Below are 15896 nucleotides of genomic sequence, written 5' to 3' on the forward strand. Positions count from 1 at the left end.
GACTGGGTGATTTGGTGGGTTCGCCGTCATCCCCCCTCCCGCAAGCGGGAGGGGGTTAGGGGGTGGGCTAGCGCGACATAAAGGGCTATTCCCATCGGCTAAGCCGGAAGCTCCCCCGGATCAAGTCCGGGGTCGCGCCCACCCCTGGCCCCTCCCGCCTGCGGCAGGGGAATGTCTAGGATCGACCATTCCCGGCATTTCGAATTCGTCCGCACGCCCCCTAAGGCGCCACGCCCCCCTCCGGCATCACCTGGACCAGCGGCCGCCCCAGGTCGCGCCAGCCGTCCGTCCCCTCCGCCAGCCACCAGACATTGCGATGCCCCAAGGCGCGCAGCCGCCGCGCCGCGTTCCAGCTCATCCAGCAATCGGATCGGCAGAAGACGACCAGCATCCGATCCCGCCGTCCGCGGGTCAGCCGGTGCACGGCGCCTGCGAACCAGGCCGCGATCCCCGGCGCAAGCACGCCCCGCCCCGCTTCGGGGAACCAGCGCGCGCCCGGAATGCTCTCATGCGGCGCCGCCAGCCGCCAGCGCCCGTCGCCCTCCCGATGCCCGCCCTCGGCCGGCAGGACGTCCAGGAACAGCGCATCCCGGCCCGGCCGCAGGGCCGCCGCGGCGGACGGCGCGATCCGCCCGACCCCGTCGGGCGGACGGGAAACGGGCGCGCGATAGGCGGCGATCCGATAGCCGTCAGGCCCGAACAATGGCTCCGCCGCCACGGGCGCCGCGCAAAGCAGCAAGGCTCCGGCCCAGATCGTCCTTCTCATTCCGCCTCCCTCCCCATCCGACCCAAGGGCCAATGGTAGCGCATCGCGCCCGGCTGTAGACCTGCACCAAGGGAGAAGGACGTGAAAAGGCGAAGCTGCGCAGCCATGACCCTGGCCCTGCTCGCGCTGGCGGCGCGGGCGGGCGCATCCGTGCCCGCCGACCCGCTGGGTTCGCCGATGTGGGAAGCCCATGCGAAGCTGCTGTTCGGCGACGATCCGGTCCGCTTCGATCCGCGGGTGAAGGTCGGCTTCCCTGAGATCGCGGAGAACCAGCGCAGCTTCCCCGTCGCCATCGACGCCCGCGCCATCGCCGGCGTCCGGCGCATCGTCCTGCTGGCGGACCTCAATCCCATTCCCATCGCCATCGACTATCGCCCGACGGACGGCGAAGCCTATCTCGCCACCCGCATCAAGCTGGACCAGCGCACCCCGGTGCGCGGCGCGGTGCAGTTGGCGAGCGGCGAATGGCTGGTGTCGGGCGGCTGGATCGACGCGGCGGGCGGCGGCTGCTCGACGCCCCCGGTCAGCCGCGTCAAGGGCGACTGGGCGCAGCATCTGGGGGAAATCAGGGGCGAGGCCTGGCCCGTCGCGGGGCCGGTTCCCGCCAGCCGCCTGCGCCTCAATTTCCGCCACCCGATGGACACCGGACTGGTCGACGCCATTCCCACCTATCATCTGGAGCGACTGACCGTCAGCGACGCCGCCGGTCGCGAACTGGGCCGGATGGAAATCTGGGCCTCGGTCGCGGAAGATCCGGCCATCACCCTGATTCCCCACGCGGCGGCGGGCGACGTGCTGGCCGTCGATGCCCGCGACACCAATGGACGCGATTATCGCGCGACGCTGTCCGTCGCGCGCCAGTCGCCCCTGCCGCGATGATGCTGACCCGGCGCAGGCTGATCGCGGGGAGCATGGCGCTGGCCGTCACGCCCGCGCAGGCGCGGGGCAGCTATGCGATTGCCCCCATCGCGGTCGCGGACGGCATCTGGATGATCCACGGCGCGGACGCGCCCATGGGGCCGGCCAATGGCGGCGCCATCGCCAATATCGCCGTCATCGCCACGCCCGCTGGAACAGTGCTGTGCGACTGCGGCCCATCGCTCGCCTATGGACAGGCGCTGCGCAAGGTGGCGGAGGGACTGACCGGCCAGCCGGTGATCCGCGTCTATGTCACCCATCTGCATCCCGATCACGGCATGGGCATTGCAGCCTTCGATCCCCGGATCGTCGCGGCCCTGCCCGGCACGATAGAGGCTCTGGCCCGCGAGGGGCGCGGCTATTCCGACGCCATGTACCGGCTGCTGAACGACTGGATGCGCGGCACCGAACTGGTCCTGCCGGGCCGGCCGATCACCGCCGGACGGGAGGAGTTCGGCGGGCGCGGGCTGCGGCTGCTGGCGCTTTCGGGCCATAGCGGCGCGGACCTGGCGCTGCTGGACGAACGCAGCGGCCTGCTGATCGGCGGCGACCTCGTCTTCCACGACCGCGCCCCCAGCACCCCGACCGCCGACCTCCCCGGCTGGCGCGCCAGTCTCGACCGGCTGGCGCGGGAACCGCATGGCGGCCTGGTCCCCGGTCACGGCCCGTTCGATCCGGGCGGCCGGGCCGCCATCGCCCAGACCCGCGACTGGATCGACTGGCTGGAGGATGCGCTGACGCAGGCGGTGCAATCGGGCCTCGACATGGTGGAGGCGGGCGAACTGCCGATCCCGCCGCGCTTCGCGACCATGGCGGCGGCGCGTTATGAACTGCAGCGCAGCGTCTCGCACCTCTATCCGGGGCTGGAGGCGCGGCTTCTGCCCCGCATCGACCGCCCCGACTAGCACCATTTGCAGGCCGTCAGGGCTGAATGTCGATCCCTCCTAGAACCGCGCCTTCACCCCCGCATACCAGCGGCGCGGCGCGCCCGGTCCATAGGCGCGGGGATCGGACGCGTCCGGCGCCTGCGCCATCTCCACCTCCCCGACGTCGGTGAACGTGCCGAAGGTCGCATATCTGCGGTCCAGCGCGTTGCGCAACTCCCCGAACAGCGTCACCCCCGGCACGATGTCGATCCCGGCGCGCAGGTTGACCAGCGCATAGCCCTTCAGCCGCGGCTGGTCATTGCCCTCGTCGCCCACCAGATATTGCCCCGTCCGCGCTATCAGGTCGCCGCCGACCGACCAGCCGCGCCCGGCATAGTCCAGCGACAGCGTCGCGCTGTGGCGCGGAATGCCGGGCAGCCGGTCCCCCGGCTGGACAAGGATCACGCCGTCCTCGTCCGCCGCCGGATTGGCGGGGCTGGAAAGCGCCAGATCGTGCCGGTAGGTCGCATCGGTGAAGGCATAGCTGAACGCCCCGGAAAGGCCGCCGCGCATCGCCTTCAGGGTGAATTCCACGCCCTGCCGCCGGGTCGCGCCGATATTGCGGAACCAGGCGCGCCCCCGGATGTCGGACGCGACAAACTGAATGTCGTCGCGGTTGCGCGTGCGATAGGCGGACAACAGCCATTCCAGCCGGAACCCGCCCCATCGGCCCTGCCCGCCCGCGCCCGCTTCCCAGCTTTTGGCGACGACCTGCTTCAACGGCGGATCGGCGATGAAGAAATTGGCGAGGCTGCACGGCGCATTTTCGTCGGCGCAGGACAGTTCGGCGGGCGTCGGGGCGCGATTGCTCTGCGCATAGCCGACCCGCAGGTTCAGCCCCTGCGACAGCCGATAGTCGAACTCCAGGCCGGGGTTCAGCCGCCTGAACCGATGATCGCCGTTCAGCGCCGTGCCGATCCGGTCGCGCATCGCGATGGAGACATGATTGTAGCGCAGCCCGATCTCCGCCGACAGCCGGTCGGTCAGCGGCAGCCGGTCCTGCGCGAACAGCCCCCAATAGCTGGCATGGGCGACCAGGCCCACCGGCCCGATCGCGCCGTCCGCCTGGACGATGGCCAGCCCCAGCCCCTCCACGCCGCGATCCTCCGTCAGCGCGCCCAGTTCGGTCGCCGCGCCGAAAAGGCTGCGGCTCGTGTCATGGCTCAAGCCGACGGCAAGGTGATTGCGCCCGCCCATTAACGGCCGCTCGTCGATGATCTGGACCAGCGCGCCCATCGCCCGGCTGTCGAGCCGCCCCCGGTTCAGCACGCCATAGCCCTCGCCGCCCAACACATCGGCGATCGCGCGGCCGTCGGCATCGGTCAGCAACGCCTCGTCCGCCCCCTCGACGGTCTCCAGGCAGAGCAGCCCGTCCTCGCACCCCTCTATGTCGGCGGCGTCGCCGTTCACCGTGCGCAGCTTCAACTGCTGGGCATAGAGCGTGCCCTCGATCCGCGTCCCCTCCCCCAGCGCGACCCAGGGATGCAGGCTGACCCGGCCATAGCGCGCCCTGGCATTGTCCGGCCAGGTGAAGACCGCGCGCCGGTCCGCCGCCAGCAGTTCGACCGGCGCGACGCCATTGCCGGTCAGGTCCGTGTCGGCGCCGATCCACTTCAGATGCAGCCCGCCCGTCGCCGTGTCGAAACCCAGATCGGCATAGCCATTGTAGAGCGTGGAGGGCGAATGGTCGCGCCAGCCATCCTCATGGCCGTACTGGAACGCGCCGAAGGCGCTGAAATCACCCTTCCGGAAGCCGCTCGCCACGCTCGCCTCCCGCGAACCGAAGCGGCCGCCGGTCAGGCTTGCCTCCAACCCCGGATCACTGGTCCCGGTCTTGGTGTCGATCACCATCGCCCCGCCCAGCGCGTTCAGGCCATAGACGGCGCTGCTGTCGAACAGGGTGACGCTGCGGATCGCCGCCTCCGGCAACAGGTCGAAGGCGACCGTGTCGCCAAAGGGCTGGTTGAAGCGCGCCCCGTCGAGATAGACCGCCAGCCCCTGCGCCTGCCCCTGAAGCGGCGAGGCGGTGAAGCCGCGATAGACCAGATTGGGCTGCCACGGATTGCCCTGCGCGTCCTGCAGGGTGACGCCGGCGATGGACCGGGTGAGCGCGCCCAGCAGGTCGGGCGTCCCCGCGCGGCCGATGTCCGCGCCGGTCAGGCGCAGCGCATCGTCCGCGTCGATCGCGCCGCCGGGCGCGGTGACGACGATCGGCTGCCGCTCCGCCTCGACGGCGTCGGCATTGTCCGCCCATGCGCTCTGGACGGATGCCTGCCCCGCCAGAATCGCCAACGCCGTGCCGGCCAGCCACATGCCCTTCCTCATCCCTGCGCCTCTTCTTCTTTGTTCCTCGACGGCCAGGCCATTGTCCAGCCATGAAAAAAAATGGGGCCGCACCCCTGTTAGGATGCGGCCCCGCCCCGTGACATTGTTCCTTCGGTCGGGATCAGAAGAACAGGATGGCCCCCGCCGCAATGGCGTCGGAACTCGCCTGGTTGCCGTTATGCGCTTCCGACTTGGTGTGGACATATTCGCCGAGCAGCGTGACCCAGCTCGTCAGGCCATAGCGGACCTGCCCGACCCAACTGGAATTCTTGTCCACCAGCGTCGGGTTCGCCAGCGCGTCGGCGGCATTGGCGTAGTCGAGATTGCTCTCGCCATAGCTGCCCCCGACAGAGAATTTCCCGAAGCTCGCCAACCCCTGCAGATAGAATCCATGGCTGTCGCGCTTGTTGCCCAGGCCATCGGTGTCGAACAGGTTGAGCGCCGTCGTGCCGAGGCCCGACGCGTCATAATAGGTGCCGACCAGCGTCAGCGGACCCACCGTCACCTTCGCGCCCGCGTCCCAGCCCCAGCCGGTATAGTCCGGCCCGGCGATCACGTCATGCTTCTGCCGGATGCCCGCCGCCCACAGGCGGGTGGCCACGCCGCCCAGCTTGCCGTCATAGACCAGCTTGCCCTGGAAGCCCGGCTCCTTGTTCGACTCCGCCGGTCCGGTCAGCGACGACAGCGGCTCGAAAATGCCGATGCTGGCCGTGAAGCCGCTGAAGCTGGGCGTGGTATAGGTGATCTGCGGCTGGAAATCGGTGTAGATATAGCCGACGCCGATCCGCCCCAGCGTGGTGTTGGACGGCGCGACATTGCCTGCCGGCGTGCCCGACGACAGCAGGGTGATGTCGTTCAATATCTGCTCGGAGGCGAACAGGCCGATGTCGCGGCCGATCTTCACCTCGCCGAAACCGGGCCGGCCGAAGGTCAGGTAGGTCTGGCGGAAATCGATGCCCGCCGTCTGCAGCCCGCGCGGATTGCCGGGGCTGTTCGCGCCGCCGCCCGCCGCATAGTTGACCGAATTGATGCCGGGATACATGCCGAAATGCGCGCCCACATCCCATCCGCCCTGGTTGGTCATCACCTCCACCTTCAGGAATCCGGGCAGCAGGCCGTTGCGGATGGCGGAACTGTTGCCGCCCACCGTCGCCACGCCGCCGACCACGCTGTTGGTGGCGCTGGGCGCCTCGCCATCGTCATGGACGTAGAAGCCGTTGACCGATCCGGAGAATTTGAGCGTGATGTCGCCCATTTCGAAGCCGACGCCGCTGTCGGTCATGCGGACGGTCCGCCCGCCGCCCGACGCGTCCGGCGTCACCGGCGGCGCGGCCGGCGCGGCGGCCGCCTCCGCGCTCTCATTCTTCAGCAGTTCCTGATATTCCTCGTCGGAGAGGATACCCTTTTCATGCAGCCGCTTCAGCAGGTCGGCGGTGGTCCCGGCCATGGCCGGCGTGGCAGTCGCGCAAAGCAGCCCCATGGCCGCGCTCGCGAGGAGCAGCGTCCTTTTCATAACATCCTCCCTCTTTGTGCCGGTCAATGCCCCCGGCAGAAGAGAGAGTGAAACGCTTGGGCCGCAGCGGAAATTGGACTTAGGGCCTCCTCCCTTGGAAGGAGGAGGGGGAGCGTCGGCCCGACCCATGATCGACCGGACGGCACGGACCGCTCTGGGTAGGGAGCGGCCATTCCCCCTATTCGTCACCGCTCCCCCTATTCGTCACCCCGGACTTGATCCGGGGTCCCGCTGCCTTTTCCAGGCGGGCACTCAGAAAGAAAGCGGGACCCCGGGTCAAGCCCGGGGTGACGGAAAACTGATGACCGCAACTGGCCAGCCAGTTCCAGACCCTTCCGAATCTATCCCCGCATCCCGGCGCCGTCGCCTCTCACCGAACCGCCACGATCCCCCACGGCGCCGCGCCCACCGGGATCGTTCCCGTGACCTCGCCCTTGGCCAGATCGATCACGCTCACATTGTCCGAAAGGCCATTGGCCGCATAGGCCCGCGCCCCGTCGCCGCTGACGGCGACATGCCATACCCGCCTGCCCACCGGCACATAGGCGCGCACCTTGCGGCTCGCCACGTCCACCAGCGCGACATGGTCCGCGCGCCCCAGCGCCACCACCGCCGTCCTGCCGTCGGGCGTGAAGCGGATGCCGCAGGGCAATATGCGATGGTCCGCCACGCCCGGAATGGCGAAATGCAGCGTCTCCACCACCTTGCGGGAGGCCGCGTCGACGATCTGCACCGTCCCGCCCACCTCCGCCGCGACCCACAGCTGCGCGCCGTCGCCGGTGAACTCCACATGCCGCGGGCGCAGGTCCACGGGCGTCGCGTCGACCATCTCCCGCTTCGCCACGTCCACCCAGTTGACGACATTCTCCTCCTCCGAAGTCACCGCCACCCACCGGCCGTCGGGACTTTGCGCCACGCCTTCAGGCTCGCCGCCGACGCCGACCTGAAAGGCGACGGTCCGGTTCGCAAGGTCGATGGCGGTCAGCGCGGCATCGTCCTCATTGGCGACGAACAGCGTCCCGCCATCGCGCGAGAGGAAGAACTGCTCCGGATCCTCGCCGGACGGCAGTTCCGCCACGACCTTTCCCGTGGCGCGCTCGATCACCTGCACGGCATGGTCGGTCGACGCGCAGAGATAGATATATTTCCCGTCCTTCGACACGGTGATCCCGCGAGGACGGCCGCCCACGGCCCAGGTCGCCACCACCTTCGCGCTGGCCGCATCGATCACGCTGACGCTGTTGCCCCGCTCGTTGGAGACATAGAGCGTCTCCGCCTGCGCGCTCGCCGCCTGGGCGATCGCGGGAGCCAGCATCAACCCCGCCAGAAAGATGCGCTTCACAATCCTCTCCCAACCCGCAGCCTGTTCCTGCGCATGATTATAGCGCGCGCCCCTCGACCGGGATTGTACCAACGGCCAATAGGGCGTCAAAGCCCGCTGCCCTACACTCGCCCCAATCATATCGGGTGAGGATTTCGAGCATGAATCTGGGACGCATCTCGCTGCTGGGCGCCATGGCCATATTGGGCGCGACCACGGCAACCGGCCTGATGGCGCACGGCAATGTGACGCCGCAGGCGGTCGACACCTCCGCCCTGCCGGACATCGGCGAGGAATGGCTGGCGAAGAACCCCTATAGCGGCAATGCCAAGGCCATAGAGATCGGCCAGTCCGCCTATGGCCAGAATTGCGCCCGCTGCCACGGGCTGGACGCGGAAAGCGGCGGCATCGCGCCCGACCTGCGCTATCTGGAACAGGGCGAATCGGGCGACCAGTGGTTCGTGGAGCGCTTCCGCCACGGCTCCAGCCATGACGGAAAGGTCTATATGCCGCCCTTCGGCGACGTGCTGGGCCAGAAGGCCGGCTGGGCGATCCGCGCCTGGCTAGAAACCAAGTTCCAGGGCTGAGGGCATGATCGACCGGCGAAGCCTGCTGGGCGGCGCGGGCGCGGCACTGGCGCTGGGGCTGCTGCCGGGGACGACCCAGGCGGCCCCGCTGGGCAAGGTCAGGGAACTGGGCGTGCTGCGGGTGGTGGTCTACAAGGACAACCGCCCCTGGTCCTGGGAGGAAGGCGGCAAGCTCGCCGGGCTGGACGTCGACCTGGCCGGCGCCATCGCCCGGAAGCTGGGCGTGCGCGCCGACGTCGCACAGCTTGTCGCGGACGAAAGCGTGGACGACGACCTGCGCCATGGCGTGTGGAAGGGCGGCCTGCTGGGCTTCGCGCCGGGCGACCTGATGCTGCACGTCCCCTTCGACCGGACCTTCGCCGCCCGCAACGACCAGGTGGCGATCGTCGCCCCCTATTATCGCGAGAGCTTCCGCTTTGCCGGCATGCGCAACGCCATCGACCTGGAGGCGCCGCCCACCGGATGGCGCGGGCACAGGCTGGCGGCCGAACTCGACTCCATTCCCGACTTCTACCTGATCGGCTCCTTCGGCGGCATATTGGCGAAGGACGTGGCGCATTATCCCAGCGGCGCCGAAGCCGTCGCGGCCGTGGCGGCGGGCAAGGCGGACGCCGTGCTCGCCAGCCGCGCCCAGATCGAGGAAGGGCTGCACCGGGGCGGGTCGCTGACGGTGCGCAAGGGGCCTTTGCCCGCCTTCACCTCGCCCGGCTGGGACATCGGCATGGCGGTCAGGGAAAACAGCCGCACATTGGGCGATGCGGTGGAGGAGATCGTCTCCGCCATGGCCGCAAGCGGCGAGATGAAGGCGCTGTTCGCAACCTATGGCGTCGAGTGGACCCCTGCCCTCGCGGCCGGATGACCATTCCCCCTCCCGCCGGGGAGGGAGGGACGCGCCCGACCCAAGGTCCAATTGCTGCGCAGCATGGGTGCAATAATCTTCAAAGGGTGGGGGCGCCAATCACGCCCTTTCAACAGAGGGAGGATGGAATGAAAGGACGTTTGACGCGAGCCCTGTCCGGCGCCGCGATCCTGGGCCTGGCGGTCGCCGCCGCGCCGTTGCTGGCCGAAGGGCCGACCGATGCGGACCTGATGAACGACGCGGCGACGCCCGGCGACGTCCTGACATACGGCATGGGCCCCAAGGCGCAGCGCTTCAGCCCGTTGAAGGCGATCAACGCCTCCAACGTCGCGAAGCTGGTTCCCGCCTTCTCCTCCTCGCTCGGCGGGGAAAAGCAGCGCGGGCAGGAAGCGCAGCCCATCGTCTATGACGGCACCATCTACGTCACCGGCAGCTATTCGCGCCTGTTCGCCTTCGACGCCCGCACCGGGGAGGAAAAGTGGCAATATGACGCCCGCCTGCCCGAAGGGATCATGCCCTGCTGCGACGTGGTGAACCGCGGCGCGGCCATCCATGGCGACAAGATCATCTTCGCCACGCTGGACGCGCACATGGTCGCGCTCAATCGCCACACCGGCAAGGTCATCTGGAACAAGCAGATCGCGGATTACCAGGCCGGCTATTCGGCCACCGCCGCGCCGATGGTGGTGAAGGGCAAGGTGATCTACGGCAATTCGGGCGGCGAATTCGGCATCGTCGGCGCGGTGGAAGCGCGCGACGTCAACACCGGCGAGCTGGTCTGGCGCCGCCCGACGATCGAGGGGCACATGGGCACCCTCAACGGCAAGGACAACGGCCTCACCGGCAAGACCAACGCAAGCTGGACCGGCGACCTGTGGAAGACCGGCGGCGGCGCGACCTGGCTGGGCGGCACCTATGACCCGGAAACCGACCTGCTGTTCTTCGGCACCGGCAACCCCGCGCCCTGGAACAGCCATTTGCGCAAGGGCGACAATCTCTACACCAGTTCGACCCTCGCCATCGATCCCGACACCGGCGTCATCAAATGGCATTACCAGACGACCCCGCATGACGGCTGGGACTTCGACGGCGTCAACGAATTCATCCCCTTCGACGCCACCGTCAACGGCAAGCCGATGAAGCTGGGCGCGAAGGCCGACCGCAACGGCTATTTCTTCGTGCTGGACCGCACCAACGGCAAGTTCATCAGCGCCAGCAAGTTCGTCATGCAGACGACCTGGGCCAACGGCTTCGACAAGAACGGCCGGCCCAATTACAACGACGCCAACCGCCCCGGCGCGCCGGGCGAGACGGCCAAGGGATCGTCCGTCTTCGCCAGCCCCAGCTTCCTGGGCGGAAAGAACTGGATGCCCATGGCCTACAGCCAGGACACCGGCCTTTTCTACATTCCGTCCAACGACTGGGGCATGGACATCTGGAACGAGCCGATCGCCTACAAGAAGGGGGCGGCCTATCTGGGCGCGGGCTTCACCATCAAGCCCATTGCGGAGGATCATATCGGCGCGCTGCGCGCCATGGACCCGAAGACCGGCAAGATCGTCTGGGAATATAAGAACAAGGCGCCGCTCTGGGGCGGCGTGCTCTCGACGGCGGGCAACCTGGTCTTCACCGGCACGCCGGAGGGGTATCTCAAGGCCTTCGACGCGAAGACCGGCCAGGAATTGTGGAAGTTCCAGACCGGCTCCGGCGTGGTGGGCAGCCCCGTCACCTGGGAACAGGATGGCGAGCAATATGTGGCGGTGATGTCCGGCTGGGGCGGCGCGGTGCCGCTGTGGGGCGGCGAAGTCGCCAAGAGCTTCAAGGACATCAACCAGGGCGGCGCGCTCTGGGTGTTCAAGCTGCCCGGATAAGAGGACAAGAACGATGATCGTCATGGGACGCGGCAACCACATGCACTCCATCCCGGCAATTCCGCCCGGCGCGATGCGGCTTGCCACGGCCCATGACTTGTCCGATGATCCGGGTCGAGGGGTGGGGCGGTATATGGGTGGCGAGGCAATCATGGAGCGGGTGCTGATCGTCGACGATCATCCCCTCGTGCGCGACGGGCTGCGCAGCGTGATCGCGATCAGCTTCGACAATATCGAGATATTCGAGGCGGCGACGCTCGACGAGGCCGTCTCGCTGCTGGAGAAGCAGGATAATTTCGACCTCATCCTCCTCGACCTCAACATTCCCGACGTCCGCCGCCTCGATGGCCTCAAACTGCTGCGGGATCGTTTCCCGATCCTGCCCGTGGTGATGGTGTCGGGCGCCTTCGACCGCGCCATCGTGCAGGAGGCTCTTGCCGCCGGCGCCGCGGGCTTCATTCCCAAGTCGCTGAAGCGCAGCGCCATCGTCGATGCGCTCCATCGCGTGGTGTCGGGCGAAATCTACCTGCCCGAAGCCATGGGCGAGAGCGTCGCCCCGACGGCGGAGGAGGATGAGATCGCCCGCCGCATCGACAGCCTGACGCCGCAGCAGAAGACGGTGCTGGCGCATCTGGTGCGCGGGCGGCTGAACAAGCAGATCGCGCATGATCTGGGCGTGTCGATGACCACCATCAAGGCGCATGTCTCCGCCATCCTCCAGAAGCTGGGCGTGCTCAGCCGCACCCAGGCGGTGATCAAGGCCAATCAGGTGCATTTCCGCGCCGATTGAGCCTCTCCTTCGCAGCGCGGCCCGGCGATCGATGGACTCGCTTGGAATTTGCTGCATGACAGGTAAGGAATCTTGCGGCTCCCTCGTTGGTGAAGGCACCTGCTGCTGATGGAGGCTGCATGAGCACATCGTCATCTGTCACGGTCCGGAACGCGACGGCCGGGGACGCGGCCGCCATCGCCGCCATCTACGCGCACCACGTCCTGCACGGCACGGCCAGCTACGAACTCGTGCCGCCGACCGTCGCGGAGACCGTGGCCAAGATCGGGCGCGTGACCGGCCGGGGCTGGCCCTTCCTGGTGGCGTGCGACGGCGCGGAGGTGGTCGGCTATTGCTATGCGACGCAGTTCCGCGACCGGCCCGCTTATGCCCATGCCTGCGAAAACAGCATCTACGTCGCGCACGACCGGCGCGGCGGCGGCATCGGCCGGGCGCTGCTGGAAGCGCTGCTGGACGCGGCGGAGGCCTTCGGCTTCCGCCAGATGGTGGCGGTGATCGGCGGCGGCGAACCCGCCTCGGTCGCGCTCCACGCCGCCTGCGGCTTCCGGCAGGCGGGCCGGCTCACCGGCATGGGCTGGAAGGCGGGCCGCTGGCTCGACACCGTCTACATGCAGATCGCGCTGGGCGGCGGCAATGCCACCGCGCCCGACGCCGGCCGGCCCTGACCGCAGCCGGCAATGGGCAGCAGGGGCGATTGGCTATCGGCCGCAAATCTGCTATTCCTGACCCACTGACGGCATGGCCAGACCCGCCGCCCGCCCTTGTGCCGGCAACCCCTTCCGGCACCGCGCACGACGCCCGCCTGACCATGCCTTCGGGCACAGGGCGATGGAGGATGTCATGGCGATTTCCCAGAGATTGCGCGGCTATATGGACCGTTGCGGCACGCGCTTCGACGAATGGCCGCACGAACATTCCAGCGAAATGGCGCGGGCGGCCCAGGCGGCGCATGTCCCTGGCCGTCAGGTGGCGAAGGCCGTGCTGGTGCAGGCGGGCGACGAATATATGCTGGCCGTCCTTCCCTCCTCCAAGCATGTGAGCTTCAACTTCCTGCAGCAATGGCTGGCCCGCGACGTCTCGCTGGCGGAGGAACATACGACAGCCGCGCTGTTCCCCGACTGCGAACTGGGCGCGATCCCGCCGGTGGGCGCGGCCTATGGGCTGAAGACGATCATCGACGACGACATGCTGATGGATCAGGATGTCTGGTTCGAGGGCGGCGACCACCACACGCTGGTGCACATGAATGCGGAGAATTGGCGGCGGCTGCAAAAGGGCGCCGGCCATTTCGCGTTCAGCATCTAGGCGATGATATTCCCCTTCCGCAGGCGCGAGCGCAGCGAGCTTGCGTCCTCCGGGCGGAGAGCGAACGCCGCCGGCGCGGTCCCCTCTCATGCAATAAATTCAACACTGTCATCGGAAAAATAACATGGCCTTCGCAGTTCCCCCCTGGCGGGGCATGGCCTAGAATCCCGGTCCCCGGAGAAGCTGAAAGGAATCGTGCAATGGACGCAAAGACGAGCAATGATCCGCTGTCCTGTCCCGTGAAGGAACCCGCCGCGCTGCGATCCCTGCTGGGGCGCACCAATCGCGACTGGTGGCCGAACCAGCTTTCGCTCGACATCCTTCAGCAGAACGGCCTGTCGGGCAATCCGCTGGGCGACGATTTCGATTATGCGGCGGCATTCAAGACGCTGGATTATCAGGCGGTGAAGCGCGATCTGACCGCGCTGATGACCGACAGCCAGCCCTGGTGGCCGGCGGATTACGGTCATTACGGCCCCTTCTTCATCCGCATGGCCTGGCATTCGGCGGGCACCTATCGCACCGGCGACGGGCGCGGCGGCGCTTCCTCCGGATCGCAGCGTTTCGCGCCGCTCAACAGCTGGCCGGACAATGCCAATCTCGACAAGGCGCGCCGCCTGCTCTGGCCGATCAAGCAGAAATATGGCCAGAAGCTGAGCTGGGCGGACCTGATGATCCTGGCGGGCAATGTCGCCATCGAGTCGATGGGCGGCCCGGTCTTTGGCTTCGGCGGCGGCCGCGCCGACGTGTTCGAGCCGGAAAAGGACGTCTATTGGGGCACGGAGGAATTCTGGGTCGGCCAGGAGGGCAATGAAACCCGCATCCAGCCCGAAAAGAACATGGTCCTCGAAAGCCCGCTGGCCGCGATCCAGATGGGCCTGATCTACGTCAATCCGGAGGGGCCGGGCGGCAATCCCGATCCGCTGCAATCGGCGCGGGACATTCGCGAGACCTTCCTGCGCATGGGCATGAACGATGAGGAGACGGTCGCGCTCACCGCGGGCGGCCACACATTCGGCAAGGCGCATGGCGCGGGCGACGCGTCGAAGGTCGGCAAGGAACCCGAAGGCGCCGACATCGCGCAGCAGGGCCTGGGCTGGCAGAGCGGCTATGAAAGCGGCGTGGGCGACCACACCATCACCAGCGGCATCGAAGGCCCTTGGACGCCGACGCCCCGCACCTGGGACCACAGCTTCTTCCACATGCTGCTCGACTATGAATATGAGCTGGTGCGAAGCCCGGCGGGCGCCAAGCAGTGGCAGCCCGTCAACCAGAAGCCGGAGGACATGGCCCCCGGCGCGCACAGCCCCGACAGGCGCGTGCCGACGATGATGACCACCGCCGACATGGCGTTCAAGATGGACCCGGAATATCGCAAGATCTCCGAACGATTCCGCAACGATCCCGCCGCGTTCGAGGATGCCTTCGCCCGCGCCTGGTTCAAGCTGTGCCACCGCGACATGGGGCCGAAGGCGCGCTATCTGGGGCCTGAGGTTCCGGCCGAAGACCTGATCTGGCAGGATCCGATTCCGGCGGTAGACCATCCCCTGGTCGACGCGGCGGACGTCGCTTCGCTCAAGCAGAAGATATTGGCGTCGGGCCTCAGCGTCGCGGAACTGGTGACGACCGCCTGGGCCTCCGCCTCCACCTATCGCGGGTCGGACCATCGCGGCGGCGCCAATGGCGGGCGCATCCGGCTCGCTCCGCAAAAGGACTGGGACGTCAACCAGCCGGAGCAGCTTGGCCGCGTCCTGTCGGCATTGGAGAAGATCAAGGCCGAATTCGACAGCGCGGGCGCGAAGAAGATCTCGCTCGCCGACCTCATCGTGCTGGCCGGATCGGCGGCCATCGAAAAGGCGGCCAAGGATGGCGGGCGCAACATAGAGGCGCCCTTCACCCCCGGCCGCGCCGACGCCTCGCAGGAACAGACGGACGTGCAGAATTTCGAGGTGCTGGAGCCGAAGGTCGACGGTTTCCGCAACTATCTGCCCGTGCCGTTCAGCGTGCCGGTCGAGGAACTGCTGATCGACCGCGCCCAGTTGCTTACCCTCAGCGCCCCCGAAATGACGGTGCTGGTCGGCGGCCTGCGCGTATTGGGCGCCAATCATGGCGGGTCGAGCCATGGCGTGTTCACCGACCGCCCCGGAACGCTCAGCAACGACTTCTTCGTCAACCTGCTCGACATGGGCACGGCGTGGAAGGAGGTGGAGGGTCAGAAGGACATCTTCACCGGCACCTGCCGCAGGTCCAATGAACAGAAATGGACCGGCACGCGCGTAGACCTGGTGTTCGGGTCGAACGCGCAACTGCGCGCCCTGTCGGAGGTCTATGCCTCCGCCGACGCGGGCGACAAGTTCGTGAACGACTTTGTCGCCGCCTGGACCAAGGTGATGAACGCCGACCGCTTCGACCTGGCGGCCTGAAGATGGCAAGGCCGCTCCTCCGGGGAGCGGCCTTTCCCTGTCACGTATCGCCGCCTGAACTACGTCTTTCCGCTCAATTGAGCTTGCCCGGCTTTCATGCGACATTGGCTCCCGCACCGATGCGGAGACTCGCCGTGCACGATTATCTGAAGGACGCCGCCGATGCTGCCAAGCTGACGGACGAGCAGCTCCTCGCCATCCTCCGCAGGATCGGCGATCCCAAGCATCCGACCGGGTTCGAACAGGCGGTGCTGGACGAAATGGAAAGGCGGCATCTGCGCCCTTCCTGATC

General features: G+C 67.7%; 14 protein-coding genes. 10 read left to right on the forward strand and 4 right to left on the reverse strand.

What is annotated here, in order from left to right; all coding sequences use genetic code 11:
• Nucleotides 1-220: 220 nt before the first annotated feature.
• On the reverse strand, nt 221-766 hold the full coding sequence (locus tag SIDU_RS18665) for a rhodanese-like domain-containing protein (RefSeq protein ID WP_025772812.1): 546 nt from the start codon (nt 764-766) through the stop codon (nt 221-223).
• A gap of 105 nt (nt 767-871) precedes the next feature.
• Here SIDU_RS18665 and SIDU_RS18670 point away from each other — a divergent pair, with 105 nt between their 5' ends.
• The gene (locus SIDU_RS18670) at nt 872-1645 is read left to right on the forward strand and encodes a quinoprotein dehydrogenase-associated SoxYZ-like carrier (RefSeq protein WP_007684536.1); all 774 of its coding nucleotides are present in this window, start codon (nt 872-874) and stop codon (nt 1643-1645) included.
• Nucleotides 1642-2589: a quinoprotein relay system zinc metallohydrolase 1 gene (locus SIDU_RS18675; protein ID WP_073507214.1), complete on the forward strand. Its 948-nt coding sequence runs from the start codon at nt 1642-1644 to the stop codon at nt 2587-2589. The genes SIDU_RS18670 and SIDU_RS18675 overlap by 4 nt, the downstream gene beginning before the upstream one ends.
• 39 nt (nt 2590-2628) lie before the next feature.
• On the opposite strand, the gene SIDU_RS18680 is transcribed toward SIDU_RS18675, so the two are convergent.
• The 3 genes from SIDU_RS18680 to SIDU_RS18690 all read right to left on the reverse strand — a co-directional run bounded on the left by SIDU_RS18680 (nt 2629) and on the right by SIDU_RS18690 (nt 7763).
• Nucleotides 2629-4935: a TonB-dependent receptor gene (locus SIDU_RS18680; protein WP_007684533.1), complete on the reverse strand. Its 2307-nt coding sequence runs from the start codon at nt 4933-4935 to the stop codon at nt 2629-2631.
• A gap of 121 nt (nt 4936-5056) precedes the next feature.
• On the reverse strand, nt 5057-6448 hold the full coding sequence (locus SIDU_RS18685; protein ID WP_020821247.1) for a porin: 1392 nt from the start codon (nt 6446-6448) through the stop codon (nt 5057-5059).
• Between the two features lie 370 nt (nt 6449-6818).
• Nucleotides 6819-7763 carry a PQQ-dependent catabolism-associated beta-propeller protein gene (locus SIDU_RS18690; RefSeq protein ID WP_218847726.1) on the reverse strand — a complete coding sequence of 315 codons (945 nt, stop codon included), beginning with the start codon at nt 7761-7763 and terminating at the stop codon, nt 6819-6821.
• 167 nt (nt 7764-7930) lie between these two features.
• On the opposite strand from SIDU_RS18690, the gene pedF reads away from it, so the two are divergent.
• From pedF to SIDU_RS19735, 8 genes are all read left to right on the forward strand, one after another.
• Nucleotides 7931-8356 (forward strand): cytochrome c-550 PedF, encoded by a 426-nt coding sequence (gene pedF, locus SIDU_RS18695; protein ID WP_007684526.1) that lies wholly within the window; start codon nt 7931-7933, stop codon nt 8354-8356.
• A 4-nt stretch (nt 8357-8360) separates the two neighbouring features.
• Nucleotides 8361-9215, forward strand: a complete 855-nt coding sequence (locus SIDU_RS18700) for a substrate-binding periplasmic protein (protein ID WP_037509225.1) — start codon at nt 8361-8363, stop codon at nt 9213-9215.
• A gap of 128 nt (nt 9216-9343) precedes the next feature.
• Nucleotides 9344-11086 (forward strand): methanol/ethanol family PQQ-dependent dehydrogenase, encoded by a 1743-nt coding sequence (locus SIDU_RS18705; RefSeq protein ID WP_021222905.1) that lies wholly within the window; start codon nt 9344-9346, stop codon nt 11084-11086.
• 13 nt (nt 11087-11099) lie between these two features.
• Nucleotides 11100-11876 carry a response regulator gene (locus SIDU_RS18710; RefSeq protein WP_007684520.1) on the forward strand — a complete coding sequence of 259 codons (777 nt, stop codon included), beginning with the start codon at nt 11100-11102 and terminating at the stop codon, nt 11874-11876.
• Nucleotides 11877-11995: 119 nt separating this feature from the next.
• Nucleotides 11996-12541, forward strand: a complete 546-nt coding sequence (locus SIDU_RS18715; protein ID WP_007684519.1) for a GNAT family N-acetyltransferase — start codon at nt 11996-11998, stop codon at nt 12539-12541.
• Nucleotides 12542-12716: 175 nt separating this feature from the next.
• The gene (locus SIDU_RS18720) at nt 12717-13181 is read left to right on the forward strand and encodes an aminoacyl-tRNA deacylase (protein WP_007684517.1); all 465 of its coding nucleotides are present in this window, start codon (nt 12717-12719) and stop codon (nt 13179-13181) included.
• A 200-nt stretch (nt 13182-13381) separates the two neighbouring features.
• Nucleotides 13382-15604, forward strand: coding sequence for a catalase/peroxidase HPI (gene katG, locus SIDU_RS18725; protein ID WP_007684515.1), 2223 nt, complete (start codon nt 13382-13384; stop codon nt 15602-15604).
• Between the two features lie 134 nt (nt 15605-15738).
• A complete protein-coding gene (locus SIDU_RS19735; protein WP_007684514.1) occupies nt 15739-15894 on the forward strand; it encodes a hypothetical protein in 156 nt (51 codons plus the stop codon).
• Nucleotides 15895-15896: the final 2 nt, after the last annotated feature.

It is taken from the genome of Sphingobium indicum B90A (genome assembly GCF_000264945.2).
GTDB classification, from domain to species: Bacteria; Pseudomonadota; Alphaproteobacteria; order Sphingomonadales; family Sphingomonadaceae; genus Sphingobium; species Sphingobium indicum.

Bases quoted from the DNA above. Each gene is read 5' to 3' on its own strand.
- SIDU_RS18665 (WP_025772812.1), bottom strand. From the start codon at position 766: ATGAGAAGGACGATCTGGGCCGGAGCCTTGCTGCTTTGCGCGGCGCCC.
- SIDU_RS18670 (WP_007684536.1), top strand. From the start codon at position 872: ATGACCCTGGCCCTGCTCGCGCTGGCGGCGCGGGCGGGCGCATCCGTG.
- SIDU_RS18675 (WP_073507214.1), top strand. From the start codon at position 1,642: ATGATGCTGACCCGGCGCAGGCTGATCGCGGGGAGCATGGCGCTGGCC.
- SIDU_RS18680 (WP_007684533.1), bottom strand. From the start codon at position 4,935: ATGAGGAAGGGCATGTGGCTGGCCGGCACGGCGTTGGCGATTCTGGCG.
- SIDU_RS18685 (WP_020821247.1), bottom strand. From the start codon at position 6,448: ATGAAAAGGACGCTGCTCCTCGCGAGCGCGGCCATGGGGCTGCTTTGC.
- SIDU_RS18690 (WP_218847726.1), bottom strand. From the start codon at position 7,763: ATGCTGGCTCCCGCGATCGCCCAGGCGGCGAGCGCGCAGGCGGAGACG.
- pedF (WP_007684526.1), top strand. From the start codon at position 7,931: ATGAATCTGGGACGCATCTCGCTGCTGGGCGCCATGGCCATATTGGGC.
- SIDU_RS18700 (WP_037509225.1), top strand. From the start codon at position 8,361: ATGATCGACCGGCGAAGCCTGCTGGGCGGCGCGGGCGCGGCACTGGCG.
- SIDU_RS18705 (WP_021222905.1), top strand. From the start codon at position 9,344: ATGAAAGGACGTTTGACGCGAGCCCTGTCCGGCGCCGCGATCCTGGGC.
- SIDU_RS18710 (WP_007684520.1), top strand. From the start codon at position 11,100: ATGATCGTCATGGGACGCGGCAACCACATGCACTCCATCCCGGCAATT.
- SIDU_RS18715 (WP_007684519.1), top strand. From the start codon at position 11,996: ATGAGCACATCGTCATCTGTCACGGTCCGGAACGCGACGGCCGGGGAC.
- SIDU_RS18720 (WP_007684517.1), top strand. From the start codon at position 12,717: ATGGCGATTTCCCAGAGATTGCGCGGCTATATGGACCGTTGCGGCACG.
- katG (WP_007684515.1), top strand. From the start codon at position 13,382: ATGGACGCAAAGACGAGCAATGATCCGCTGTCCTGTCCCGTGAAGGAA.